The sequence below is a fragment of the uncultured Piscinibacter sp. genome (assembly GCF_937952055.1).
GTDB lineage: Bacteria > Pseudomonadota > Gammaproteobacteria > Burkholderiales > Burkholderiaceae_C > Piscinibacter.
The window spans coordinates 195,568-216,092 of record NZ_CALFYO010000011.1; the positions used below are offsets into that span (position 1 = coordinate 195,568).

At 64.2% G+C, this 20,525-nt stretch carries 32 protein-coding genes and 1 tRNA gene; 1 reads left to right on the forward strand and 32 read right to left on the reverse strand.

Features of this window, described 5'->3' with window-relative positions; genetic code table 11:
- Positions 1-15: 15 nt before the first annotated feature.
- Positions 16-4,077, forward strand: a complete 4,062-nt coding sequence (locus tag Q0599_RS04725) for a helix-turn-helix transcriptional regulator (protein WP_298826482.1) — start codon at positions 16-18, stop codon at positions 4,075-4,077.
- A gap of 455 nt (positions 4,078-4,532) precedes the next feature.
- Here Q0599_RS04725 and Q0599_RS04730 read toward each other — a convergent pair.
- From Q0599_RS04730 to rpsJ, 32 genes are all read right to left on the reverse strand, one after another.
- A tRNA-Met gene (locus Q0599_RS04730) sits at positions 4,533-4,609 on the reverse strand.
- Between the two features lie 66 nt (positions 4,610-4,675).
- Positions 4,676-5,125 carry a hypothetical protein gene (locus tag Q0599_RS04735; protein ID WP_298826411.1) on the reverse strand — a complete coding sequence of 150 codons (450 nt, stop codon included), beginning with the start codon at positions 5,123-5,125 and terminating at the stop codon, positions 4,676-4,678.
- A 223-nt stretch (positions 5,126-5,348) separates the two neighbouring features.
- Positions 5,349-5,753 carry a 50S ribosomal protein L17 gene (rplQ, locus tag Q0599_RS04740; RefSeq protein WP_298826413.1) on the reverse strand — a complete coding sequence of 135 codons (405 nt, stop codon included), beginning with the start codon at positions 5,751-5,753 and terminating at the stop codon, positions 5,349-5,351.
- 71 nt (positions 5,754-5,824) lie between these two features.
- Positions 5,825-6,817, reverse strand: a complete 993-nt coding sequence (gene rpoA / locus Q0599_RS04745; protein WP_298826414.1) for a DNA-directed RNA polymerase subunit alpha — start codon at positions 6,815-6,817, stop codon at positions 5,825-5,827.
- 145 nt (positions 6,818-6,962) lie between these two features.
- Positions 6,963-7,586: a 30S ribosomal protein S4 gene (rpsD, locus tag Q0599_RS04750; RefSeq protein ID WP_298826416.1), complete on the reverse strand. Its 624-nt coding sequence runs from the start codon at positions 7,584-7,586 to the stop codon at positions 6,963-6,965.
- A 145-nt stretch (positions 7,587-7,731) separates the two neighbouring features.
- Positions 7,732-8,136, reverse strand: coding sequence for a 30S ribosomal protein S11 (gene rpsK, locus Q0599_RS04755; protein ID WP_298826418.1), 405 nt, complete (start codon positions 8,134-8,136; stop codon positions 7,732-7,734).
- 48 nt (positions 8,137-8,184) lie between these two features.
- Positions 8,185-8,550 (reverse strand): 30S ribosomal protein S13, encoded by a 366-nt coding sequence (rpsM, locus tag Q0599_RS04760; protein WP_298826421.1) that lies wholly within the window; start codon positions 8,548-8,550, stop codon positions 8,185-8,187.
- Between the two features lie 17 nt (positions 8,551-8,567).
- On the reverse strand, positions 8,568-8,681 hold the full coding sequence (rpmJ, locus tag Q0599_RS04765) for a 50S ribosomal protein L36 (protein WP_009548427.1): 114 nt from the start codon (positions 8,679-8,681) through the stop codon (positions 8,568-8,570).
- Between the two features lie 29 nt (positions 8,682-8,710).
- The gene (gene infA, locus Q0599_RS04770; protein WP_025495304.1) at positions 8,711-8,929 is read right to left on the reverse strand and encodes a translation initiation factor IF-1; all 219 of its coding nucleotides are present in this window, start codon (positions 8,927-8,929) and stop codon (positions 8,711-8,713) included.
- 1 nt (position 8,930) lies between these two features.
- Positions 8,931-10,241, reverse strand: coding sequence for a preprotein translocase subunit SecY (secY, locus tag Q0599_RS04775; protein WP_298826424.1), 1,311 nt, complete (start codon positions 10,239-10,241; stop codon positions 8,931-8,933).
- A 22-nt stretch (positions 10,242-10,263) separates the two neighbouring features.
- A complete protein-coding gene (gene rplO / locus Q0599_RS04780) occupies positions 10,264-10,695 on the reverse strand; it encodes a 50S ribosomal protein L15 (protein WP_298826426.1) in 432 nt (143 codons plus the stop codon).
- Complete coding sequence (gene rpmD, locus Q0599_RS04785; RefSeq protein WP_298826428.1) at positions 10,695-10,877, reverse strand: 50S ribosomal protein L30; 183 nt, start codon at positions 10,875-10,877, stop codon at positions 10,695-10,697. Before rpmD ends, rplO begins: the two co-directional genes overlap by 1 nt.
- Before the next feature lie 20 nt (positions 10,878-10,897).
- On the reverse strand, positions 10,898-11,416 hold the full coding sequence (gene rpsE / locus Q0599_RS04790) for a 30S ribosomal protein S5 (protein WP_298826431.1): 519 nt from the start codon (positions 11,414-11,416) through the stop codon (positions 10,898-10,900).
- 36 nt (positions 11,417-11,452) lie between these two features.
- The gene (gene rplR / locus Q0599_RS04795) at positions 11,453-11,821 is read right to left on the reverse strand and encodes a 50S ribosomal protein L18 (protein WP_298826434.1); all 369 of its coding nucleotides are present in this window, start codon (positions 11,819-11,821) and stop codon (positions 11,453-11,455) included.
- Positions 11,822-11,833: 12 nt separating this feature from the next.
- The gene (rplF, locus tag Q0599_RS04800; protein WP_298826436.1) at positions 11,834-12,367 is read right to left on the reverse strand and encodes a 50S ribosomal protein L6; all 534 of its coding nucleotides are present in this window, start codon (positions 12,365-12,367) and stop codon (positions 11,834-11,836) included.
- Between the two features lie 13 nt (positions 12,368-12,380).
- Complete coding sequence (gene rpsH / locus Q0599_RS04805) at positions 12,381-12,776, reverse strand: 30S ribosomal protein S8 (protein ID WP_298826437.1); 396 nt, start codon at positions 12,774-12,776, stop codon at positions 12,381-12,383.
- Between the two features lie 24 nt (positions 12,777-12,800).
- On the reverse strand, positions 12,801-13,106 hold the full coding sequence (gene rpsN / locus Q0599_RS04810; RefSeq protein WP_298826439.1) for a 30S ribosomal protein S14: 306 nt from the start codon (positions 13,104-13,106) through the stop codon (positions 12,801-12,803).
- A gap of 8 nt (positions 13,107-13,114) precedes the next feature.
- Entirely contained in the window at positions 13,115-13,669 is a 555-nt protein-coding gene (rplE, locus tag Q0599_RS04815) for a 50S ribosomal protein L5 (protein ID WP_298826442.1), read from the reverse strand.
- Positions 13,670-13,680: 11 nt separating this feature from the next.
- On the reverse strand, positions 13,681-13,998 hold the full coding sequence (gene rplX / locus Q0599_RS04820; RefSeq protein ID WP_298826445.1) for a 50S ribosomal protein L24: 318 nt from the start codon (positions 13,996-13,998) through the stop codon (positions 13,681-13,683).
- 22 nt (positions 13,999-14,020) lie between these two features.
- Positions 14,021-14,389 (reverse strand): 50S ribosomal protein L14, encoded by a 369-nt coding sequence (gene rplN / locus Q0599_RS04825; RefSeq protein WP_209384869.1) that lies wholly within the window; start codon positions 14,387-14,389, stop codon positions 14,021-14,023.
- Between the two features lie 178 nt (positions 14,390-14,567).
- A complete protein-coding gene (locus tag Q0599_RS04830) occupies positions 14,568-15,083 on the reverse strand; it encodes a peroxiredoxin (RefSeq protein WP_298826447.1) in 516 nt (171 codons plus the stop codon).
- Between the two features lie 106 nt (positions 15,084-15,189).
- Entirely contained in the window at positions 15,190-15,471 is a 282-nt protein-coding gene (rpsQ, locus tag Q0599_RS04835) for a 30S ribosomal protein S17 (protein WP_298826449.1), read from the reverse strand.
- Positions 15,468-15,668 (reverse strand): 50S ribosomal protein L29, encoded by a 201-nt coding sequence (gene rpmC / locus Q0599_RS04840; RefSeq protein ID WP_298826451.1) that lies wholly within the window; start codon positions 15,666-15,668, stop codon positions 15,468-15,470. Before rpmC ends, rpsQ begins: the two co-directional genes overlap by 4 nt.
- A gap of 10 nt (positions 15,669-15,678) precedes the next feature.
- Positions 15,679-16,095 (reverse strand): 50S ribosomal protein L16, encoded by a 417-nt coding sequence (rplP, locus tag Q0599_RS04845; RefSeq protein WP_298826455.1) that lies wholly within the window; start codon positions 16,093-16,095, stop codon positions 15,679-15,681.
- A gap of 3 nt (positions 16,096-16,098) precedes the next feature.
- A complete protein-coding gene (gene rpsC, locus Q0599_RS04850) occupies positions 16,099-16,986 on the reverse strand; it encodes a 30S ribosomal protein S3 (RefSeq protein ID WP_298826458.1) in 888 nt (295 codons plus the stop codon).
- A 15-nt stretch (positions 16,987-17,001) separates the two neighbouring features.
- Positions 17,002-17,331 (reverse strand): 50S ribosomal protein L22, encoded by a 330-nt coding sequence (gene rplV, locus Q0599_RS04855; RefSeq protein WP_298826460.1) that lies wholly within the window; start codon positions 17,329-17,331, stop codon positions 17,002-17,004.
- Between the two features lie 11 nt (positions 17,332-17,342).
- On the reverse strand, positions 17,343-17,618 hold the full coding sequence (rpsS, locus tag Q0599_RS04860; RefSeq protein WP_293414764.1) for a 30S ribosomal protein S19: 276 nt from the start codon (positions 17,616-17,618) through the stop codon (positions 17,343-17,345).
- Positions 17,619-17,630: 12 nt separating this feature from the next.
- Positions 17,631-18,455 (reverse strand): 50S ribosomal protein L2, encoded by an 825-nt coding sequence (rplB, locus tag Q0599_RS04865; protein ID WP_298826462.1) that lies wholly within the window; start codon positions 18,453-18,455, stop codon positions 17,631-17,633.
- A complete protein-coding gene (rplW, locus tag Q0599_RS04870; protein ID WP_298826464.1) occupies positions 18,455-18,769 on the reverse strand; it encodes a 50S ribosomal protein L23 in 315 nt (104 codons plus the stop codon). Before rplW ends, rplB begins: the two co-directional genes overlap by 1 nt.
- Positions 18,766-19,386, reverse strand: coding sequence for a 50S ribosomal protein L4 (rplD, locus tag Q0599_RS04875; RefSeq protein ID WP_298826467.1), 621 nt, complete (start codon positions 19,384-19,386; stop codon positions 18,766-18,768). The genes rplW and rplD overlap by 4 nt, the downstream gene beginning before the upstream one ends.
- The gene (gene rplC / locus Q0599_RS04880) at positions 19,386-20,057 is read right to left on the reverse strand and encodes a 50S ribosomal protein L3 (protein ID WP_298826470.1); all 672 of its coding nucleotides are present in this window, start codon (positions 20,055-20,057) and stop codon (positions 19,386-19,388) included. The genes rplD and rplC overlap by 1 nt, the downstream gene beginning before the upstream one ends.
- Before the next feature lie 86 nt (positions 20,058-20,143).
- Positions 20,144-20,455, reverse strand: a complete 312-nt coding sequence (gene rpsJ, locus Q0599_RS04885; protein ID WP_019561663.1) for a 30S ribosomal protein S10 — start codon at positions 20,453-20,455, stop codon at positions 20,144-20,146.
- Positions 20,456-20,525 lie beyond the last annotated feature (70 nt).

Consider the following 20,525-nt stretch of genomic DNA (forward strand, 5'->3'; position numbering starts at 1 on the left):
ATATTTTATATGACTATGGCTCGCTCAGGTTCTCCTTCCGACCTCACGCCCAAGCATGTCAGGGCTGCGCGCGCGCTCCTGGCGTGGTCCCAACAGGATCTGGCCAAGGCAGCAGGCGTTGCGACATCGACTGTGGCCGACTTTGAGCGAGGTCAGCGTACCCCGGTGGCCAACAATGCCCAAGCGATCCGCAGTGCTCTCGAGGACGCTGGCATCCGCTTCCTGCCGACCGGAGCCGTAGTCGGGCCGGCTGTTCCCAGCATCGCATCGGCAGATCGGTCGGGTACTCCAATCCGGTGGGTGGATGCTGAAGACTTGGCCAACTGGGCTGCTCGAACCGATGCCGCCTTCAGCTTCCCGACGCTCCTGGCTCATTTGATCCGTGCGACCCATGGCCCACTTGCCCAGCTCCGCTTCCCCTCCGACGAGGGCGTGCGTCATCCAGGCTGGGACGGTGTCACTTCGGTCGAGGCTGGCAGCACTTATGTGCCCAAAGGCGCCGCCGGCTGGGAGCTCGGCACCCAGCGCAGCAACATTCAGCAAAAGGCGACGGATGACTACAGAAAGAGGACGGAAGAACCCGCACCACTAGATCCAGCGGACTCCGCCTACGTGTTTGTCACACCCCGCCATTGGCCAAAGAAGGGGGAGTGGGCAGAGGCGCGAATGGCAGAGGGCGTGTGGCGCGAAGTCCGCGTGTATGACGCCGATGACCTTGTCCACTGGATCGAGCAAACGCCTGCAGTTGGGCTCTGGCTGGCCGCTCGTCTGGGTAAGCGCCCTGCCGGAACGCGGGAACTCGAAGACCTCTGGCAGGAATGGTCATTGGCGACCCAATGGCCGCTCTCTGAAGATCTTGTCCTTAGCGACCGTGACCAGGATGCTGCCGAGGTTCTGCGCTGGCTGCGCGGCGAGCCATCCTTGCTCTCACTTCAAGCAACCACGTCCGAAGAGGTGGTGGCGTTCTTCCACGCCACCCTTGGCATGCTCCCGGATGACATGGCGGTCGCGTATCGAACCAGGTGCCTAGTGGCCACCACTGCCACCAGTGCCCGTGCGCTGGCTCATGCTCCTGCGCCCTTGATTCTGATCCTGACCGATCCAGAACCAGGTCTGGCCAGAACACTTGTGGCGCGAGGGCACTATGTCTTGCAGGCCTATGACGAACGCCAACACTCTCGCGGCGAAGTTCGCATACTTGCGCGCCCCACTCGCGAAGGCATTGCTGCTGCCCTGACCGCGACCGGGATAGCCAGACCTCGAGCGGAAGCTCTCGCGCGAGACAGCTCCCGAAACCTTGCCATCCTTCGTCGTCTGATCCCAAGCGCACCGGGACGCCTTCCGCTCTGGGCGCAAGAAACTCCGCCTCGCGCCCTGCTTGCGGCGATGATGGCGGGCGGTTGGGACGAGAGCGCAGAGGCCGACCGGGCCCGGCTTGCCGAGATCGCCGATCAGTCCTATGAGACTGTCGTCGCTGGCCTGGCCCCTTACGTCGGTGACTTCGACAGCCCGCTACGGAAGGTCGGTTCAACGTGGCGGGTCGCATCACCATCGGATGCGTGGTTCCTGCTAGCGCCGTACTTGACCAGTGCCGACATCAGGCGCTTCGAGGCTGCAGCGCATGAAGTACTGGGATCTGCAGACCCGCGCTTCGAGATGGACCCCAGCGAGCGCTGGATGGCGGCTGTCCGTGGAGTTCGCCCGGACTATTCGGGCATGCTGCGTCACGGCATCGGACAAGTTTTGATCCTGCTCGCCCTGTGGGGCGACAAGGTCCGCACCGTAGTTGACGCCGGACGGCGAGCAGACGCTATCGTCGGTAAGCTGCTGCAGGACGCTGACCAGCAACGGTGGTGGTCCCTGTCGCGGGACTTCCGGCTGCTGGCCGAAGCATCGCCCGGGGCTTTCATGAACGCCATCGAGGACAGCCTTGACCAGAGCGACCCCCCTATCCGTGCCTTGTTTGGCGCCGACGAAGGGGGCCCATTCGGAACCGAACATCTGTCAGACCTGCTTTGGGCATTGGAGTCCCTGGCTTGGTCGCCAAACCTGATGCCAAGGGTGTCCCATCTGCTGGCTCGTCTTGACGCTATAGACAACCCGCCTGGGCGCTACGCGAACCGGCCCGCGAACAGTCTCCGCGAGATCCACATCCTCTGGAATCCACAGACCTATGCGTCCCTCGACCAGCGGCTGCGCGCGCTCGACCTCGTCCGCAAGCGGGAGAGCGATGCCGCCTGGAAGCTGATGCTCGGAATCCTGCCTCGCGGTCACGACTCATCTACCCCGTCTCCAATGCCACGTTGGCGCGACTTCACAGTAGACAGGGTCGAAGTAGTGACCTGGGGACTGGTGGGGCGCGGTGCCGCCGCGATCTCCGAACGGCTGCTCGCAGACGTAGGAACAAGCGCCGACCGATGGTCGCAACTGCTGGATCGATTTTCGGATCTGGCACCCGCACCCAGTGCAGGCCTTGGCGCGCTAGATCTTGCGGAACCGCAGATCACGGACAAAGCAGATCGCGCAGTGCTCTGGGCAAGCCTGCGCCGCGTTTTGCACCACCATCGACAGTTTCCGGATGCAGAGTGGTCCATGCCCAGCGAGGTGCTTGATCGCCTCGAAGCCATCTACGAGCGCCTCGCACCACAGGACCCCGTAGAGCGCATAGCTTGGCTATTTGCGCAGTCTGTTGACCTGCCAAAGCCATCGAAGTCAGGTTGGGAGGCGGCGGAGCGCGACGTCGACACGGCAAGGCGGGTGGCGGCACAGACGCTGTTCGACAAAGGCGGCGTGGCATCCATCCTGGCGCTCGCGCGCATGTCTAGCGCCGCGGGCTACATCGGCAAGGCGCTATACGACGGCGGGCTAACGGACGGTGATCTCGACTCACTCCTGAAGTCGGCGCTGCTCAGCGCCGACGCTCCTGAGCGGGACGTTGCCCATGGCCTGATCATGTCCGTCTTCAGCGATCGAAAGGAGCCTTGGGCGGCGGCCTTGATTGCAAAGGCCAAGCACGAGGCTTGGGGTGACACCGCACTGTTGGCAATCCTGCGCGCGCTTCCCGTCCAGCGTTGGACATGGGATCAAGCTACCCAGGCTGGCGCGGCAATCGAAGAGGCCTACTGGCGTCGAGCACCGGTTTTCTGGATGAGCGAGAGCAGCGACGACATCATCTTCGCCATCCGCAAACTGATATCTGTTGGCCGCGCTCGTCACGCCTTGCCCCTGGCGGAGCGCGGTAGCAAGGCCACGCTGCCATCCGAAGTGCTCATCGAGGTGCTGCGCGAGGCAGCGCGCCAACCTTTCCAGAACGAGGGCGACGCGAACGAAGCGACCATGTTCCAGCACTACGTCGCCGAAATCCTGCAACTACTGGATGAACGTAGCGATGTGGACAAGGACACCTTGGTCGCGCTGGAATGGGCCTACTTGCCGGTGCTGGAGTACTCGCGCCGACCGGCCAGGGTCCTCTTGAGGGCAATCTCGGAACAGCCTTCGCTCTTTATCGAGATGCTCAGCGCCGTATTCAAGCCCAGTGATGAAAGCGGTGTGATGGAGCCTCCGTCGGACAACCCGGAGCATGCTCGTGCCGTCGCTAACCAAGCCTATCGGCTGCTGGAGCTATGGAACGTGCTGCCCGGAACCCGCGACAACGGCACGATCGACGGAGAGGTTCTTGAAGCCTGGATTAAGGATGCCCGTTCGCGCGCCAAGGCAGCGGGGCGGGAAGACATCGCCGACAGCCGAATCGGGAACATGCTCTCGGCCTCTCCGATCGGTGCGGATGGCAACTGGCCTTGCGAAGAAGTGCGCGATGTGATCGACTTGTTTCGTAGCAGGCCGATGATCGACGGCTTCAGGATTGGCAAGAGCAATCGGCGCGGCATCACGTCGCGGATGTCGGGAGACGGGGGAAAACTTGAGCGCCAGGAAGCGGCGAGGTATCGCCATTGGGCGAAGTCAATCGCCTACGACCATCCGCATACCGCAAAGGCCCTCGACACCTTGGCGGACAGCTACGAAGATGAAGCACGACGTCATGACGAAGACGCCGAGCGCCTGGACTGGGAGCACTAGACCGCCAGCGGCAACATGCCTCGAATTGGCCGATCTATGCGCCGCTAGGAAGACGAGGGAAGTCAACTCCCGATCGACAAGTAGATTGGCGAACGATCGAAACTGTTCTTCACTCCGTGAATGACTGCTTTCAGCGATTGGAGCCGCTGGAGCATCGACGGTGAACGTCTTAGTCCAGTCTCGTGCCAATTTACATTTCCCCGCTGCGTTGCCCCCAGATGCCGCCCAGCGGTCAGGGTCAAACCTGACTGTTAGTACCTGGGTCCAATGGTCCCGATATCGACCCAATGGTCGTGCCGCAGGCACGTGTCCCAACGGTCGTTTGGACCTAGCTGCTCCAAGCCACGGGCACGAGCCGGGCACTGGATGGGCACGGCGCGGGCACAGAACCCCAGAAACGACAAAGCCCGCTCGAGGCGGGCCTTGCTAAGTGCTTGAAGGCACTGTGTATTCGGTGGTTGCGAGGGCAGGATTTGAACCTGCGACCTTTGGGTTATGAGCCCAACGAGCTACCAGACTGCTCCACCTCGCGACTGAGCCGACAAGTATAACAGAGCTTGAGAGCATGTGCTCGGATCACCGCCGGCTGGCCACGGAATCAGTTTCCCCCGGTGGCTCCTGGTGGCGTGCGCCGGTGTCGCACCACCATCAACGGCGGATAGTTCACGTGCAGCTTGCGCTGGTGAAATCGCTGCAGGCGCTCGATCTCGACCCTCACACGCTCCGAGAAGCCCTTGCGCTGGCCCCGTCGATCCTGCAGCAGATCCTCGAAGATCCGCTCGACCTCGACCTTGTCGCCCCAGTTCTGCGCGAGGCGGTTGGCGATGCGCGGGTAGTAGCGGCACAGGTGCTTGGGGTGGATGGCCGACGGGATCCGCCTCAGCCAGACATGCGTCGGACTCTGCAGCACGCGGTCCTGATCTTTGGCGGGGCTGCGCACCCGCACCCAGTCCACGTCGTCCCCACCGGCCGCCGGCGCGGCCTGAGGGGGTCCATCGGCGGCATCCACAACATTCATCTGCGTCAAGCCCGGAAGGAATTCGAACACCTGAATCTCCTCGACGCAGTGCCGGCCGCGCCACGATTCTTCATTCGGACATTCTGCCGGTTCGCTTGAGTCTTCGCACTCCCTCGCAAGGCGGCTACCCCTGACTGAGGTGCCGGGTAGCGTGACATTGTTGGCTGCCGTCCCTCGCCTGCACAGGCCATGCCCCGGAAATGACGAAAGCCGGCTTGCGCCGGCTTCCTGCCTCGTCACTCCGGAACGGGACTCACTCTGCCTGATCGCCGGCCGGAGCCGCCTCGACCGCCACCGGCTCCGGACGGTCGACCAGTTCGACGAAGGCCATCGGCGCATTGTCGCCAACCCGGAAGCCCATCTTTAGGATGCGCGTGTATCCGCCCGGGCGAGCCTTGTAGCGCGGGCCCAGCTCATTGAACAGCTTGACGACGATCTTGCGGTCGCGCAGACGGTCGAAGGCCAGGCGCTTGTTGGCCAGCGTCGGTTCCTTGCCCAACGTGATGAGCGGCTCGACGACGCGGCGCAGTTCCTTGGCCTTGGGAACCGTGGTCTTGATGGCCTCGTGCTCGAGCAGCGAAACGCACATGTTGCGCAGCATCGCCTGGCGATGCTCGCTGGTGCGGTTGAGTTTGCGAAGTCCGTGACGGTGACGCATGGTGCTTTCCTGTCTTTATTGAACCCCGGCCGTGTCAGGTACCGGGGGTTGCACACAGTGCCGAGCTGGGCTCAGCGCTTGTCCAGGCCCTGGGGGGGCCAGTTCTCCAGCCGCGCGCCGAGCGTGAGCCCGCGCGAAGCCAGCACTTCCTTGATTTCGTTGAGCGACTTGCGACCCAGGTTCGGTGTCTTCAGCAGCTCGGTCTCGGTACGCTGGATCAGGTCGCCGATGTAGTAGATGTTCTCGGCCTTCAAGCAGTTCGCCGAGCGCACCGTGAGCTCGAGCTCGTCAACCGGACGCAGCAGAATCGGGTCGAACTTCTGGTCGCTGCGCTCACGCCCGCCGGTCTCGAAGATCTGGTCGACCTGGCCCTCGAGCTGCGCGAACACCGCGAGTTGCTCGACCAGCACCTTGGCGGAGGATCGGATCGCCTCTTCGGGCGTGATGGCGCCATTGGTGACGATCTCCATGACCAGCTTGTCGAGGTCGGTGCGCTGCTCCACGCGCGCGCTCTCGACGGTGTAGCTGACGCGCGAGACCGGGGAGAACGAGGCGTCCAGCACGATGCGGCCGATCGACTTGGTCGGTTCGTCGCCGTAGCGGCGCAGCGTGCCGGGCACGTAGCCGCGGCCCTTCTCGACCTTGATCTGCATGTCGAGCTTGCCGCCCTGCGACAGGTGCGCGATGACATGGTCAGGGTTGATGATCTCGACGTCGTGAGGCGTCTGGATGTCGCCGGCGGTGACGGGGCCCTCGCCTTCCTTGCGCAGCACCAGCGTGACCTCGTCGCGGTTGTGCAGCCGGAACACGACACCCTTGAGGTTCAGCATGATGTGAACCACGTCTTCCTGAACCCCGTCGATGGTGGAGTACTCATGCAGCACGCCGGCGATCGTCACCTCGGTCGGCGCATAACCGACCATCGACGACAGCAGCACGCGGCGCAGCGCATTGCCCAACGTGTGACCGTAGCCGCGCTCGAACGGCTCGAGCGTGACCTTGGCGCGATTGCCGCCCAGCGGCTCCACGTTGATGGCTTTGGGTTTCAGCAGATTGGTTTGCATTGAGTCCTGTTCCTCTCAATACCCTCGGCTCGTTACACCGATAAGGCTGGCGGACATGGCCGGGCGATGTACCTCTCGCTGTGTGCCCGGCAAGGCACGGCGAGGGGACGGGCCCGCGGCGAACGCCGCGGACCCGGAATCGGGATCAGCGCGAGTACAACTCGACGATCAGCGCTTCTTTGATGTCCGCGCCGAACTCGTCCCGGTCGGGCGCCTTCTTGAACACGCCTTCGAGCTTGTTCGCGTCGACTTGCACCCAGCCCGGCATGCCCTGCGCCTCGGCGAGCTTGACCGCGTCGGTGACGCGCAATTGCTTCTTCGCCTTCTCGCGGACCGCCACGGTGTCGCCCGGCTTCACCGAGTACGAGGCGATGTTGACCACCTCGCCGTTGACCGTGATGCCCTTGTGCGAGACGAGCTGGCGTGCCTCGGCGCGCGTCGAGCCGAAGCCCATGCGGTAGACGACGTTGTCCAGCCTCGACTCGAGCAGCAGCAGCAGGTTCGAGCCGGTGTTGCCCTTGCGGCGCTCCGCCTCGGCGAAGTAGCGGCGGAACTGCCGCTCCAGCACGCCGTACATGCGCTTGACTTTCTGCTTCTCGCGCAGCTGCAGGCCGAAGTCGGAGGTGCGCGAGCCGGAGGTCCGGCCATGCTGGCCGGGCTTGGAATCGAACTTGGCCTTGTCACTGATCGGGCGGCGGGCGCTCTTCAGGAACAGGTCGGTGCCTTCGCGGCGGGAGAGTTTGGCCTTGGGGCCGAGGTAACGTGCCACTTTGATGTCCTTCGTTCAATCTGACGCGACGTGGAGACTCGCGCGAGCCTGGCGGGTGTTGTTGTGGGCGCTCAGGCGGTGGGCTTCTTACAAGCGAAAAAGTCGGCGAGGCCGTCAAGGCTTCGCCGACCACGGAAAACAGCGCTCAGATGCGGCGGCGCTTCTGCGGACGGCAGCCGTTGTGCGGAACCGGCGTGACGTCCGAGATCGAATTGATGCGGATGCCCAGTGAGGCCAGCGCACGCACCGACGATTCGCGCCCCGGGCCGGGGCCCTTGATGCGCACGTCGAGGTTCTTGATGCCCTGCTCCTGGGCGGCGCGACCCGCCACCTCCGCGGCCACCTGGGCGGCGAAGGGCGTGCTCTTGCGCGAGCCTTTGAAGCCCTGGCCACCGCTGGAAGCCCACGACAGCGCACCACCCTGGCGGTCGGTGATCGTGATGATCGTGTTGTTGAACGACGCGTGCACATGCGCAATGCCGTCCGCGACATTCTTGCGGATCTTCTTGCGTACGCGCTGCGCGGCGGTGTTGACGGGTGACTTGGCCATGGTGTGTCTTTCTCTCAATGCTTCACGGGGTCAGGAAATGGCCGAGGCTCACTTCTTGACGAGCGCGCCGGACTTGCGCGGGCCCTTGCGGGTACGCGCGTTGGTCTTGGTGCGCTGGCCGCGGACCGGCAGGCCGCGGCGGTGGCGGAAGCCGCGATAGCAGCCGAGGTCCATCAGTCGCTTGATGTTGATGGACATCTCGCGACGCAGGTCGCCCTCGATCGTCATCTTGCCGATCTCTTCCCGGATCTTCTCCAGGTCGCCATCGGTCAGATCCTTGATCTTCTTCGAATACGCGACACCGACCTTGTCGCAGATCTTCTGCGCGGTCGTGCGGCCGATACCGTAGATGTGCGTCAGGCCGATCTCGGTGTGCTTGTGCGGCGGAATGTTGATGCCAGCAATGCGTGCCATGTCGAATGTCCTTCAGTTCAGCCTTGACGCTGCTTGTGTCGCGGGTCGGTGCAGATCACCCGCACCACGCCCTTGCGGCGGATGATCTTGCAGTTGCGGCACATCTTCTTGACGGAAGCGGCTACTTTCATGGTCTTCTCCTAAGCCCTCGTCAGGCTGCTCACTTGGCCCGGAACACGATGCGGGCGCGACTCAAATCGTAGGGCGTCAACTCGACCGTCACCTTGTCGCCCGGGAGGATGCGGATGTAGTGCATGCGCATCTTTCCGGAGATGTGGCCGAGCACGATGTGCCCGTTCTCCAATTTCACGCGAAACGTGGCGTTGGGCAGGTTCTCCAGAATCTCGCCCTGCATCTGGATGACATCGTCCTTCGCCATCTCAGCTCGCCTTGAAGTTCGCCTTCTTCAGCAGCGACTCGTACTGCTGGCTCATCACGTAGCTCTGCACCTGCGCCCAGAAGTCCATCGTCACGACGACGATGATCAGCAGGCTGGTGCCGCCGAAGTAGAACGGCACGTTGTACTTCAGCACAAGGAACTCGGGCAGCAGGCACACCGCGGTGATGTAGACCGCGCCGACCAGCGTCAGCCGCGACAGGATCTTGTCGATGTGCCTGGCCGTCTGATCGCCCGGGCGGATGCCCGGAATGAAGGCGCCGCTCTTCTTCAGGTTGTCGGCTGTCTCGCGGCTGTTGAAGACGAGCGCGGTGTAGAAGAAGCAGAAGAAGATGATCGCCGCGGCGTAGAGCATCACATAGATCGGCTGGCCCGGCGACAGCAGCGCGGCCAGATCCTTCAGCCAGCGCAACCCGTCGCCGGTGGCGAACCAGCCCACCACCGTGGCCGGCAGCAGGATGATCGACGAAGCGAAGATCGGCGGGATCACGCCCGACATGTTCAGTTTCAGCGGCAAGTGGGACGACTGGCCGCCGTAGACCTTGTTGCCGACCTGGCGCTTGGCGTAGTTCACCAGGATCTTGCGCTGGCCACGCTCGACGAACACCACCACGTAGGTGACGGCGACGACCAGGGCAAGGATGAACAGCGAGACGATGATGCTCATCGCACCGGTGCGCACCAACTCGAACAGACCGCCGATCGCGCTGGGCAGGCCCGCAGCGATGCCGGCGAAGATCAGGATCGAGATGCCGTTGCCCAGGCCGCGCTCGGTGATCTGCTCGCCCAGCCACATCAGGAACATCGTGCCGGCCACGAGACTCACCACCGCCGTCATGCGGAAGCCGAAGCCCGGATCGATGACGAGGCCCGGCGAACCCTCTAACGCCAGCGCGATGCCCAGCGACTGGAACAGCGCCAGTCCCAGCGTGCCGTAGCGCGTGTACTGGGTGATCTTGCGTCGCCCGGCCTCGCCTTCCTTCTTCAGCGCCTCGAGGGTGGGCACCACGTAGGTCATCAACTGCATGATGATCGACGCGGAGATGTAGGGCATGATTCCCAGCGCGAAGACGGTGAAGCGCGACAGCGCGCCGCCGGAGAACATGTTGAACAGGCTCAGGATCCCGCCGGCCTGTCCCTTGAACAGTTCCTGCAGCTGGTTCGGGTCGATGCCAGGCACAGGGATATGCGCCCCGATGCGGTAGACCACGAGCGCGAGCACCAGGAAGACAAGGCGGCGACGCAGGTCGCCGAACTTGCCGCTCTTGGCCAGTTGAGTCGCGTTGGTTGCCACTGAGTTCCGTTCTTCCGGCCGATCAGGCCAACGAGCCGCCGGCCGCCTCGATGGCGGCCTTGGCTCCTGCGGTCGCTCCAATGCCCTTGAGCACGACCTTCCGGGTCAGCTCGCCGGTCTTGATGACCTTGACCGTCTGCGCGAGCTGGCCCACCAGCTTCGCGGCCTTCAGCGCCAGCAGGTCGACCTCGTCCGCCCCCAGCTTCTCCAGGTCGGCCAGGGTGATCTCGGCGTTGTACTTGAGCTGCGCCGACTTGAATCCGCGCTTGGGCAGTCGCCGCTGCAGCGGCATCTGGCCGCCTTCGAAACCGACCTTGTGGTAGCCGCCCGCACGGGACTTCTGGCCCTTGTGGCCGCGCCCGGCCGTCTTGCCCAGGCCCGAACCGATGCCGCGACCGACGCGGCGGCGCGCTTTCTTGCTGCCTTCGGCAGGCTTGAGGGTGTTCAGTTCCATCACAGCACCTTCACCAGGTACGAGACCTTGTTGATCATGCCGCGAACTGCCGGCGTATCTTCCAGGGTGGACTCGCTGTTGAGCTTGCGCAGGCCGAGGCCGCGCACCGTGGCGCGATGCGACTCGCGCGTGCCGGCGACGCTGCGGACCAGCTTCACCGTCAGGGTTTTCTTGTCTGCCATGACTCTTCTCCGCGTGTCGATCAGCCGAACAGCTGCTCGACGGTGAGGCCACGCTTGGCGGCCACTTCGGCTGGCGTGGTCGAGCTCTTGAGCGCGTCCAGCGTGGCGCGGACCATGTTGTAGGGGTTGGTCGAGCCGTGGCTCTTGGCCACGATGTCGGTCACGCCCATCACCTCGAATACAGCGCGCATCGGGCCGCCGGCGATGATGCCGTCACCCTGCTTGGCCGGCGCCATCAGCACCTTGGCCGAGCCATGCTCGCCGATCACCTTGTGGTGGATCGTGCCGTCCTTGAGCTGGACCTTGAACATGTTGCGGCGCGCAGCTTCCATCGCCTTCTGCACCGCCACCGGAACTTCCTTCGCCTTGCCCTTGCCCATGCCGATGCGGCCGTCGCCGTCACCGACCACGGTCAGCGCCGCGAAGCTCAGCGTGCGGCCACCCTTCACGACCTTGGTGACGCGGTTCACCGCGATCATCTTTTCCTTCAGGCCGTCGTCGTTGCCTTCGGGCTGCTGGCGGGGTTGAAACTTTGCCATTGTCGAATTCCTTGTCGTCGCCGATGCGCGGGGCGCTTAGAACTGCAGACCAGCTTCGCGGGCCGCCTCGGCCAGCGCCTTGACGCGGCCGTGGTACGCGAAGCCGGCGCGGTCGAACGCCACCTTGTCGATGCCGGCGGCCTTGGCTTTCTCGGCGATGCGCTTGCCGATCACCGTGGCCGCAGCCACGTTGCCGCCCTTGCCTGCTGCACCGAGTTCCTTTCGGACATCGGCTTCGGCGGTGGAGGCACTGGCGAGCACCTTGGTGCCGTCGTCGGAGATGACGCTGGCGTAGATGTGCAGGTTCGTGCGGTGCACTGTCAGGCGCGCGACGCGCTGCGTGGCGATGCGCACGCGGGTCTGACGGGAGCGGCGGATGCGCTGATCTCTCTTGTTCAGTGACATGGTCGTCGCTCCTTACTTCTTCTTGGTCTCTTTGATCGTGACCTTCTCGTCCGCATAGCGGATGCCCTTGCCCTTGTAGGGCTCAGGCGGGCGGATCGCACGCAGTTCGGCGGCGATCTGACCCACCACCTGGCGGTCGGAGCCCTTGATCACGATTTCGGTCTGCGTCGGGCAGGTGACCGTGACCCCGGCCGGCATGTCCTTGGCGACCGGGTGCGAGAAGCCGATCTGCAGGTTCAGCTTGCTGCCCTGCGCGGCGGCACGGAAGCCCACGCCCACCAGCGTCAGCTTCTTTTCGAAGCCCTTGCTGACGCCGTTGACCATGTTGGCCACCAGCGCGCGCATGGTTCCGCTCATGGCATCGGCTTCGGCGGAATCGTTGGCCGGCGCGAGCTTCAGCGTGCCGCCTTCGTTCTTGATCGTGACCAGTTCGTTGACCGGGCGCACCAGCGTGCCCAGCGAGCCCTTGACGCTGATCTTGTCAGCCGTCACCGACACGTCCACGCCTTGCGGCAGGGCGATCGGCATCTTTCCCACGCGTGACATATCGATCTCTCCCTTAGGCGACGTAGCAGAGCACTTCGCCGCCGATACCGGCTTGGCGCGCTTTGCGGTCGGTCATCACACCCTTCGGCGTGGTGACGATGGCCACGCCCAGACCGTTCATCACGTTCGGGATGTCGTGGCGGCCCTTGTAGATGCGCAGGCCAGGACGGCTGACGCGCTCGATGTGCTCGATCACCGGGCGGCCGGCGTAGTACTTCAGTGCGATCTCGAGCTCTGCCTTGGCCGGCTCGCCACGCACCGCGAAGTCCTCGATGTAGCCCTCGTCCTTCAGGACCTTGGCGATCGCGACCTTCAGCTTCGACGACGGCATCGCGACGCTCGATTTCTCGACCATCTGGGCGTTGCGGATGCGCGTCAGCATATCGGCGATGGGATCACTCATGCTCATGTGAATTGCTCCTTTGCGCGCCGATTACCAGCTGGCCTTGACGACACCGGGGATGTCGCCCTTGAAGGCCAGTTCACGGATCTTGTTGCGGCCCAGGCCGAACTTGCGGAACGTGCCGCGCGGACGACCGGTGATCTCGCAGCGGTTGCGCTGGCGCGTCGGGTAGGCGTTGCGCGGCAGTTTCTGCAGTTCCAGGCGCGCGGCGTAGCGCTCCTCGTCGGACTTCTTCGCGTCGTTGGCGGTCGCCTTGAGTTCGTCGTACTTCTTCTTGTACTTGGCGACCAGTTGCTCGCGCTTCAGTTCGCGCTGGATCAGGGACATCTTAGCCACGGGCCACCTCAGTTCTTGAACGGGAACTTGAATGCGGCGAGCAGCGCCTTGCATTCGTCGTCGGTCTTCGCGGTCGTCGTGATGCTGATGTTCAGCCCACGCAGCGCATCGATCTTGTCGTAGTCGATCTCCGGGAAGATGATCTGTTCCTTGACGCCGATGTTGTAGTTGCCGCGGCCATCGAAGGCACGGCCGGAGATGCCACGGAAGTCACGCACACGCGGCAGGGCGATGGTCACGAAGCGGTCGAGGAACTCGTACATGTGCACGCCGCGCAGCGTGACCATGCAGCCGATGGGCACGTTGTCGCGGATCTTGAAATTGGCGATCGCCTTGCGCGACTTGGTCACCACAGGCTTCTGGCCGGCGATCTTGGTGAGGTCACCGACGGCGTTGTCCATCACCTTCTTGTCCGCCACCGCCTCGCTCACACCCATGTTGAGCGTGATCTTGGTGATGCGCGGCACCTCCATGGTGGACTTGTAGCCGAACTTCTTGACGAGTTCGGGGACGATCTTCTCGCGGTAGATCGCCTGCAGGCGAGCGGATTGCTGTTGAGCCATGTTCTTGATCCTCAGGCCTTGATCTCGTCGCCGCTGGACTTGTAGACGCGCACCTTCTTGCCGTCGGCCAGCAGCTTCACCCCCACACGGTCGGCCTTCGCCGTCGCGGGGTTGTAGATCGCCACGTTGCTCTGGTGGATCGACAGCGTCTTCTCGACGACGCCGCCGGTGGTGCCCTTCATCGGGTTCGGCTTGACGTGCTTCTTCACCACGTTCACGCCTTCGACGACGATGCGCTCGTCATCGACGCGCTGCGTCACGGTGCCGCGCTTGCCCTTGTCGCGGCCGGTCAACACGATGACCTGGTCGCCCTTGCGAATCTTGTTCATGGCCTGTCCTTCTTGCAGCCGCTCAGAGCACTTCCGGCGCCAGCGAAACGATCTTCATGAAGCGCTCGGTGCGCAGCTCGCGGGTCACCGGGCCGAAGATGCGGGTGCCGATCGGCTCGAGCTTGGCGTTCAGCAGCACGGCAGCATTGCCGTCGAAGCGAACCAGCGAGCCGTCCTGCCGGCGCACGCCCTTGGCGGTGCGCACGACCACAGCGCTGTAGACCTCGCCCTTCTTGACGCGGCCGCGCGGCGCAGCTTCCTTGATGGAAACCTTGATGACGTCGCCGATGCCGGCGTAGCGACGCTTGGAGCCGCCCAGCACCTTGATGCACATGACGGACTTGGCGCCAGTGTTGTCCGCGACGTCGAGTCGCGATTGCATTTGAATCATTGTCTGTCCCCAACTTGAACCCGCAGTCGCCTGCGCGGTCAGTCTTGGGCCCGTTTTGTGGGCGGATCCGAAGCCGCACTGTTCCCGAACGGGAACAGCCGCACTTTCGGCGAAGCTGCGGATTATGAAGGCAAACCCGAACCCCTGTCAACCAGGGGTTCGGTCAGCAGGAGAACTGTCAGGCGAGGATCTGCTTGGCCTGGGTCAGCATCGTGCCGGCGTCGCTGACCTCGAACTTCCCAGGGCCCTCGATGTTCAGCGTCTTGACCACGCCGTCGACGACCAGCATCGAGTAGCGGTTCGAGCGCAGACCCATACCCCGCGCGGAGAGGTCCAGCGTCAGGCCCGTCGCCTTGGTGAAATCGGCGCTGCCGTCGGCCATCATGCGCACCTTGCCGGCGGTGTGCTGGTCGCGGCCCCAAGCGCCCATCACGAAGGCGTCGTTGACCGAGACGCACCAGATCTCGTCGACGCCGGCCTGCTTCAGTTCGTCGTACTTCTCGACGTAGCCCGGCACATGCTTGGCCGAGCAGGTCGGCGTATAGGCACCGGGCAGACCGAAGATCGCGATCGTCCTGCCAGCGGTCAATGCCTCGACATCGAAGGTGTTCGGACCGAGCGAGCATCCATTGCCCTCGACCTCGATGAACTCCTGCAGCTTGCCGGCAGGCAGCTTGTCTCCGACCTTGATCATCGCAGCGCTCCTTCTGTGTGAACCATGAAAAACGGCCGGACGCCAGTATTCCAGCGTTCCGGCCGCGTCGCCCGAGAGCCCGCAAAGGCCTCGTGCGTTAGCAGGCTTACACCGCAGCGGCCTTCTGGACGAGGCGGGTGACGACCCAGGACTTGGTCTTGGAGATCGGGCGGCTCTCCGCGATCTCGACCACGTCGCCCAGCTTGTAGTCGCCGTTCTCGTCGTGCGCGTGGTACTTGCTCGACTTGCCGACGATCTTGCCGTAGAGCTCGTGCTTGGTGCGGCGCTCGACCAGCACGGTGATGGTCTTGGCGCGCTTGTCGCTGACCACCTTGCCGATCAGGGTACGGGTGTTCTTGGCCTTCGCCTCGGTTTGCGCTTGAGTCACTTGGCAGCTCCCTTCTTCTTCTCGGCCAGGATCGTCTTGGCACGAGCGATGTCGCGGCGAGTCTTGCCCAGCTGCGAGTGGTTGTTGAGCTGTTGCGTGGCCTTCTGCATACGCAGGCCGAAGTGCGCCTTCAGCAGCTCGGTGACCTCTTTCTCGAGGCCCGCCACGTCCTTGGCGCGAAGTTCAGATGCTTTCATCGTGGATTCCTCAGGCACCGATCGCGCGAGCGACGAAAGTGGTTTTCAGCGGCAGCTTGGCCGAAGCCAGCTGGAACGCCTCGCGTGCCAGCGCCTCTGGCACGCCGTTGATCTCGTACAGCACCTTGCCCGGCTGGATCTCGGCCACGTAGTACTCGGGGTTGCCCTTGCCGTTGCCCATGCGAACTTCGGCCGGCTTCTGCGAAATCGGCTTGTCCGGGAAGATGCGGATCCAGATGCGGCCCCCGCGCTTCACGTGGCGGGAAATAGCGCGTCGCGCGGCCTCGATCTGGCGCGCCGTCAGGCGGCCGCGCTCGGTCGCCTTCAGGCCGAAGTCGCCGAACGACACCGCAGCGCCACGCGTGGCGATGCCGGTGTTGCGGCCCTTCTGTTCCTTGCGGAACTTTCTGCGTGCAGGTTGCAGCATTGTTTATTCTCCTTTGCCCTCGCCGCCCGGCGCGGCGACCTTGCGCACACGCTTGACGGCAGGAGTCTTCGGTGCGTCGGCGGCGACGGCCGGCTTGTCGCTGCCATCGGCAGGCGCACCCGACTGGCGCGGCGCGCGGTCGGCTCCTGGACCGCGGCCTCGGCCTCCCGGCGCACCGGGCCCCCCCGGTCCACGCGGACCGCTGCGGCGCGGACGGCGATCGTCCTCGGCCTGCTCGGTCTTGGCCGCCGGCGCTTCGCCGTGGCCCAGGCGGTCACCGCGGTAGACCCAGCACTTCACGCCGATGACGCCGTAGGTCGTCTTGGCTTCCGAGAAGCCGTAGTCGATGTCGGCCTTCAACGTATGAAGCGGCACGCGTCCTTCGCGGTACCACTCGCAGCGCGCGATCTCGATGCCGTTCAGGCGACCCGACGACATGATCTTGATGCCCTGGGCTCCCAGTCGCATCGCGTTCTGCATCGCGCGCTTCATCGCGCGGCGGAACATGATGCGCTTCTCGAGCTGCTGGGTGATGCTGTCGGCGATCAGCTGCGCATCGATCTCGGGCTTTCGCACCTCTTCGATGTTCACTGCGACCGGTACACCGAGGCGGCGCGTCAGTTCGGCCTTCAGGTTCTCGATGTCCTCGCCCTTCTTGCCGATCACCACGCCCGGCCGCGCCGAGTAGATGGTAATGCGGGCGTTCTTCGCCGGACGCTCGATCAGGATGCGCGAGACGGCGGCGCTCTTCAGGCGCGTCTTCAGGAAATCGCGGACCTTCAGGTCTTCGGCCAGCATGCCGGCGAAGTTCTGGTTCGACGCGTACCAGCGCGAAGCCCAGTTGCGCGTGACCGGCAGACGAAAACCCACCGGATGAATCTTTTGTCCCATGGTGTTCCTTAGGCCTCAGTTGCCGACGGTGACGAAAATGTGGCATGTCGGCTTGCTGATGCGATTGCCGCGCCCCTTGGCGCGTGCGGAGAAGCGCTTCAGCGTGGCGGCCTGCTCGACGTAGATCGTCTTGACCTTCAGCTCGTCGATGTCGGCACCGTCGTTGTGCTCGGCGTTGGCGATGGCCGACTCGAGCGCCTTCTTGATGATGCCGGCGGCCTTCTTGGGCGTGAACGTCAGGATGTTGATCGCCTGGTCGACCTTCTTGCCGCGGATCATGTCGGCCACCAGCCGACCCTTGTCGGCCGACAGTCGCACGCCGCGAACGATTGAGCGGGTTTCCATCGTCGTCATCCTTACTTCTTGGCCTTCTTGTCGGCCGGGTGCCCCTTGAACGTGCGCGTCAGCGCAAATTCACCGAGCTTGTGACCGACCATCTGGTCCGACACGTAGACGGGGACGTGCTGCTTGCCGTTGTGCACGGCGATCGTCAGCCCGATGAACTCGGGCAGGATCGTGCTGCGGCGCGACCAGGTCTTGATGGGCTTCTTGTCCTTGATGGCGGCGGCCTTCTCGACCTTGGCCATCAGGTGGTGGTCCACGAAGGGACCCTTCTTGAGCGAACGGGTCATGTCGTCAGCCCCTTATTTCTTGCGGCGCGAGACGATCATCGTCTGCGTGCGCTTGTTGTTGCGAGTGCGGTAGCCCTTGGTCAGCGTGTTCCACGGTGACACGGGGGCCTGACCCTCGCCGGTGCGGCCTTCGCCGCCGCCATGCGGGTGATCCACCGGGTTCATCGCGACGCCGCGAACGGTCGGGCGAATGCCCTTCCAGCGGATCGCGCCGGCCTTGCCGTACTGGCGCAGGCTGTGCTCCTCGTTCGACACTTCGCCGATGGTGGCGCGGCAATCGATGTGGATCTTGCGCACCTCACCCGAACGCAGGCGCAGCTGCGCGTAGGTGCCTTCGCGCGCCAGCAGCGTCACCGAAGCGCCGGCCGAGCGGGCGATCTGCGCGCCCTTGCCGGGCAGCATCTCGATGCAGTGGATGATCGAGCCCACCGGGATGTTGCGGATCGGCAGCGTGTTGCCGGCCTTGATCGGCGCCTCGGCGCCGGACAGGATGGTCGCGCCGACATCCAGGCCGCGCGGGGCGATGATGTAGCGGCGCTCGCCGTCGGCGTAGCACACCAGCGCGATATGGGCGGTGCGGTTCGGGTCGTACTCGATGCGCTCGACTTTCGCCGGGATGCCGTCCTTGTTGCGCAGAAAGTCGACCACGCGGTAGTGGTGCTTGTGCCCTCCGCCCTTGTGGCGGATCGTGATGTGGCCGTTGTTGTTGCGGCCGGCATTCTGCATCTGCGGCTCGAGCAGCGACGCCTCGGGCTTGCCCTTGTGCAGGTGCTTGTGCACGACCTTCACCACGGCGCGTCGGCCCGGCGAGGTCGGTTTGACTTTGACGATGGCCATTACGCGGCCTCCCCGGAGAAATTGAGCTCCTGGCCCGGCTTCAGCGACACGTACGCCTTCTTGACGTGGTCTCGCCGACCGATCGACTTGCCGAAGCGCTTGACCTTGCCCTTTTGCGTGACGGTCGAGACCGACTTCACCTCGACCTTGAACATCAGCTCGACGGCCGCCTTGATCTCGGGCTTGGTCGCGTCGCGCAGGACCTTGAAGAGCACCTGGTTGTTCTTCTCTGCGGCGGACGTGGCCTTCTCGGACACGATGGGCGCCACCAGCACCTGGGCCAGACGGCCCTCGTCGAATTTCACGGCGCTCATGCGAACATCTCCTTGAGCTGCTCCATCGCGGCCTTGGTCACCAGCACCTTCTTGTAGAAGACCAGCGACAGCGGATCGGCGTAGCGCGGCTCGACCACCAGCACGTTGGCCAAGTTGCGCGAGGCCAGCGCGAGGTTGTCGTCGACCTGGTCGGCGATCACCAGCACGGAATCCAGACCCATGGCCTTGAACTTGTCGGCCAGCAGCTTGGTCTTCGGCGCCTCGACCTTGATCGAATCGACCACGGCGACGCGGCCTTCGCGGGCCAGCTGCGAGAAGATAGCGGCCATGCCGGCGCGGTACATCTTCTTGTTGACCTTCTGGCTGAAGTTTTCGTCCGGCGAGTTCGGGAAGATGCGACCGCCGCCGCGCCACAGCGGCGAGGAGGTCATGCCCGCGCGGGCGCGGCCGGTGCCCTTCTGGCGGAACGGCTTCTTGGTCGAGTGCTTGACCATGGCGCGGTCGAGCTGGGCACGGGTGCCCTGGCGCGCATTGGCCTGGAAGGCGACGACGACCTGGTGGACGAGCGCTTCGTTGTAGTCGCGCGCGAACACGGTGTCCGGCGCGTCGACTTTCGAGGTCGCCTGACCCTGTTCGTTCAGGAGCTCGAGTTGCATCACTGGGCTCCCTTCTTGGCCTTGACCTTGACGGCCGGGCTGACGACCACATGGCCGTTCTTCGCACCCGGAACCGCGCCACGCACCAGCAGCAGCTGGCGGGCTTCGTCGACGCGGACGATGTCGAGGTTCTGCACGGTCTTGGTCACGTCACCGAGGTGGCCGGACATCTTCTTGCCCGGGAACACCCGGCCCGGGTCCTGCGCCATCGAGATCGAGCCTGGCACGTTGTGCGAACGGCTGTTGCCGTGCGACGCACGCTGCGAGCCGAAGTTGTGGCGCTTGATCGTGCCCGTGAAGCCCTTGCCGATCGAGGTGCCCTGCACGTCGACGAGCTGGCCCACGGCGAAGGTGGTCACCGGCAGCGTGGCGCCCGGCTTGAAGCCGGCGGCGACGTCGGCAGCGACGCGGAACTCCTTGAGGATCTCGCCGGCTTCGACGCCCGCCTTCGCGAGGTGGCCCGCTTCGGGCTTGTTGACGCGGCTCGCCTTGCGCGTGCCGTAGGCCACCTGGATGGCCGTGTAGCCGTCGGTCTCGTCGGTCTTGACCTGGGTGACGCGGTTGTTCGACACGTCAAGCACCGTCACGGGAATGGCGTCGCCATCGTCCGTGAAGATGCGCATCATGCCCACCTTGCGGCCCAGCAAACCGAGACGGTTGCTCAGACTCATGTGTTATCTCCGATGCCCCACATCGATTGGCAGGGCGGATGAGTTTGGCCCGACAGGATGTCTGCCGGGCCGGAAAACCGCAGATTCTACTGCAGCTTGATTTCCACGTCCACGCCGGCCGGGAGGTCGAGCTTCATCAGCGCGTCCACGGTCTTGTCGGTCGGATCGACGATGTCCATCAGGCGCTGGTGCGTGCGGATCTCGAACTGGTCACGGCTCGTCTTGTTGACGTGCGGCGAGCGCAGGATGTCGAAACGCTGCATGCGCGTCGGCAGGGGCACCGGGCCCTTGACGATCGCGCCGGTGCGCTTGGCGGTGTCGACGATCTCGAGCGCCGACTGATCGATGAGTTTGTAGTCGAACGCCTTCAGGCGGATGCGGATCTTCTGCTTCTGCATGGTCCCGCTCCTCATTCCATGATCTTCGCGACGACGCCGGCGCCGACGGTGCGGCCGCCTTCGCGGATGG

What these genes read in the sequence shown, in the direction of transcription:
- Q0599_RS04725 (WP_298826482.1), top strand. Translation starts at nt 16, where the DNA reads ATGGCTCGCTCAGGTTCTCCTTCCGACCTCACGCCCAAGCATGTCAGG.
- rplQ (WP_298826413.1), bottom strand. Translation starts at nt 5,753, where the DNA reads ATGCGTCACCGTCACGGACTTCGCAAACTCAACCGCACCAGCGAGCAT.
- rpoA (WP_298826414.1), bottom strand. Translation starts at nt 6,817, where the DNA reads ATGCAAACCAATCTGCTGAAACCCAAAGCCATCAACGTGGAGCCGCTG.
- rpsK (WP_298826418.1), bottom strand. Translation starts at nt 8,136, where the DNA reads ATGGCCAAGTCACCCGTCAACACCGCCGCGCAGCGCGTACGCAAGAAG.
- rpsM (WP_298826421.1), bottom strand. Translation starts at nt 8,550, where the DNA reads ATGGCACGCATTGCTGGCATCAACATTCCGCCGCACAAGCACACCGAG.
- rpmJ (WP_009548427.1), bottom strand. Translation starts at nt 8,681, where the DNA reads ATGAAAGTAGCCGCTTCCGTCAAGAAGATGTGCCGCAACTGCAAGATC.
- infA (WP_025495304.1), bottom strand. Translation starts at nt 8,929, where the DNA reads ATGGCGAAGGACGATGTCATCCAGATGCAGGGCGAGATTCTGGAGAAC.
- rplO (WP_298826426.1), bottom strand. Translation starts at nt 10,695, where the DNA reads ATGGAACTGAACACCCTCAAGCCTGCCGAAGGCAGCAAGAAAGCGCGC.
- rpmD (WP_298826428.1), bottom strand. Translation starts at nt 10,877, where the DNA reads ATGGCAGACAAGAAAACCCTGACGGTGAAGCTGGTCCGCAGCGTCGCC.
- rpsE (WP_298826431.1), bottom strand. Translation starts at nt 11,416, where the DNA reads ATGGCAAAGTTTCAACCCCGCCAGCAGCCCGAAGGCAACGACGACGGC.
- rplR (WP_298826434.1), bottom strand. Translation starts at nt 11,821, where the DNA reads ATGTCACTGAACAAGAGAGATCAGCGCATCCGCCGCTCCCGTCAGACC.
- rplF (WP_298826436.1), bottom strand. Translation starts at nt 12,367, where the DNA reads ATGTCACGCGTGGGAAAGATGCCGATCGCCCTGCCGCAAGGCGTGGAC.
- rpsH (WP_298826437.1), bottom strand. Translation starts at nt 12,776, where the DNA reads ATGAGCATGAGTGATCCCATCGCCGATATGCTGACGCGCATCCGCAAC.
- rplE (WP_298826442.1), bottom strand. Translation starts at nt 13,669, where the DNA reads ATGGCTCAACAGCAATCCGCTCGCCTGCAGGCGATCTACCGCGAGAAG.
- rplX (WP_298826445.1), bottom strand. Translation starts at nt 13,998, where the DNA reads ATGAACAAGATTCGCAAGGGCGACCAGGTCATCGTGTTGACCGGCCGC.
- rplN (WP_209384869.1), bottom strand. Translation starts at nt 14,389, where the DNA reads ATGATTCAAATGCAATCGCGACTCGACGTCGCGGACAACACTGGCGCC.
- Q0599_RS04830 (WP_298826447.1), bottom strand. Translation starts at nt 15,083, where the DNA reads ATGATCAAGGTCGGAGACAAGCTGCCTGCCGGCAAGCTGCAGGAGTTC.
- rpmC (WP_298826451.1), bottom strand. Translation starts at nt 15,668, where the DNA reads ATGAAAGCATCTGAACTTCGCGCCAAGGACGTGGCGGGCCTCGAGAAA.
- rplP (WP_298826455.1), bottom strand. Translation starts at nt 16,095, where the DNA reads ATGCTGCAACCTGCACGCAGAAAGTTCCGCAAGGAACAGAAGGGCCGC.
- rpsC (WP_298826458.1), bottom strand. Translation starts at nt 16,986, where the DNA reads ATGGGACAAAAGATTCATCCGGTGGGTTTTCGTCTGCCGGTCACGCGC.
- rplV (WP_298826460.1), bottom strand. Translation starts at nt 17,331, where the DNA reads ATGGAAACCCGCTCAATCGTTCGCGGCGTGCGACTGTCGGCCGACAAG.
- rpsS (WP_293414764.1), bottom strand. Translation starts at nt 17,618, where the DNA reads ATGACCCGTTCGCTCAAGAAGGGTCCCTTCGTGGACCACCACCTGATG.
- rplB (WP_298826462.1), bottom strand. Translation starts at nt 18,455, where the DNA reads ATGGCCATCGTCAAAGTCAAACCGACCTCGCCGGGCCGACGCGCCGTG.
- rplW (WP_298826464.1), bottom strand. Translation starts at nt 18,769, where the DNA reads ATGAGCGCCGTGAAATTCGACGAGGGCCGTCTGGCCCAGGTGCTGGTG.
- rplD (WP_298826467.1), bottom strand. Translation starts at nt 19,386, where the DNA reads ATGCAACTCGAGCTCCTGAACGAACAGGGTCAGGCGACCTCGAAAGTC.
- rplC (WP_298826470.1), bottom strand. Translation starts at nt 20,057, where the DNA reads ATGAGTCTGAGCAACCGTCTCGGTTTGCTGGGCCGCAAGGTGGGCATG.
- rpsJ (WP_019561663.1), bottom strand. Translation starts at nt 20,455, where the DNA reads ATGCAGAAGCAGAAGATCCGCATCCGCCTGAAGGCGTTCGACTACAAA.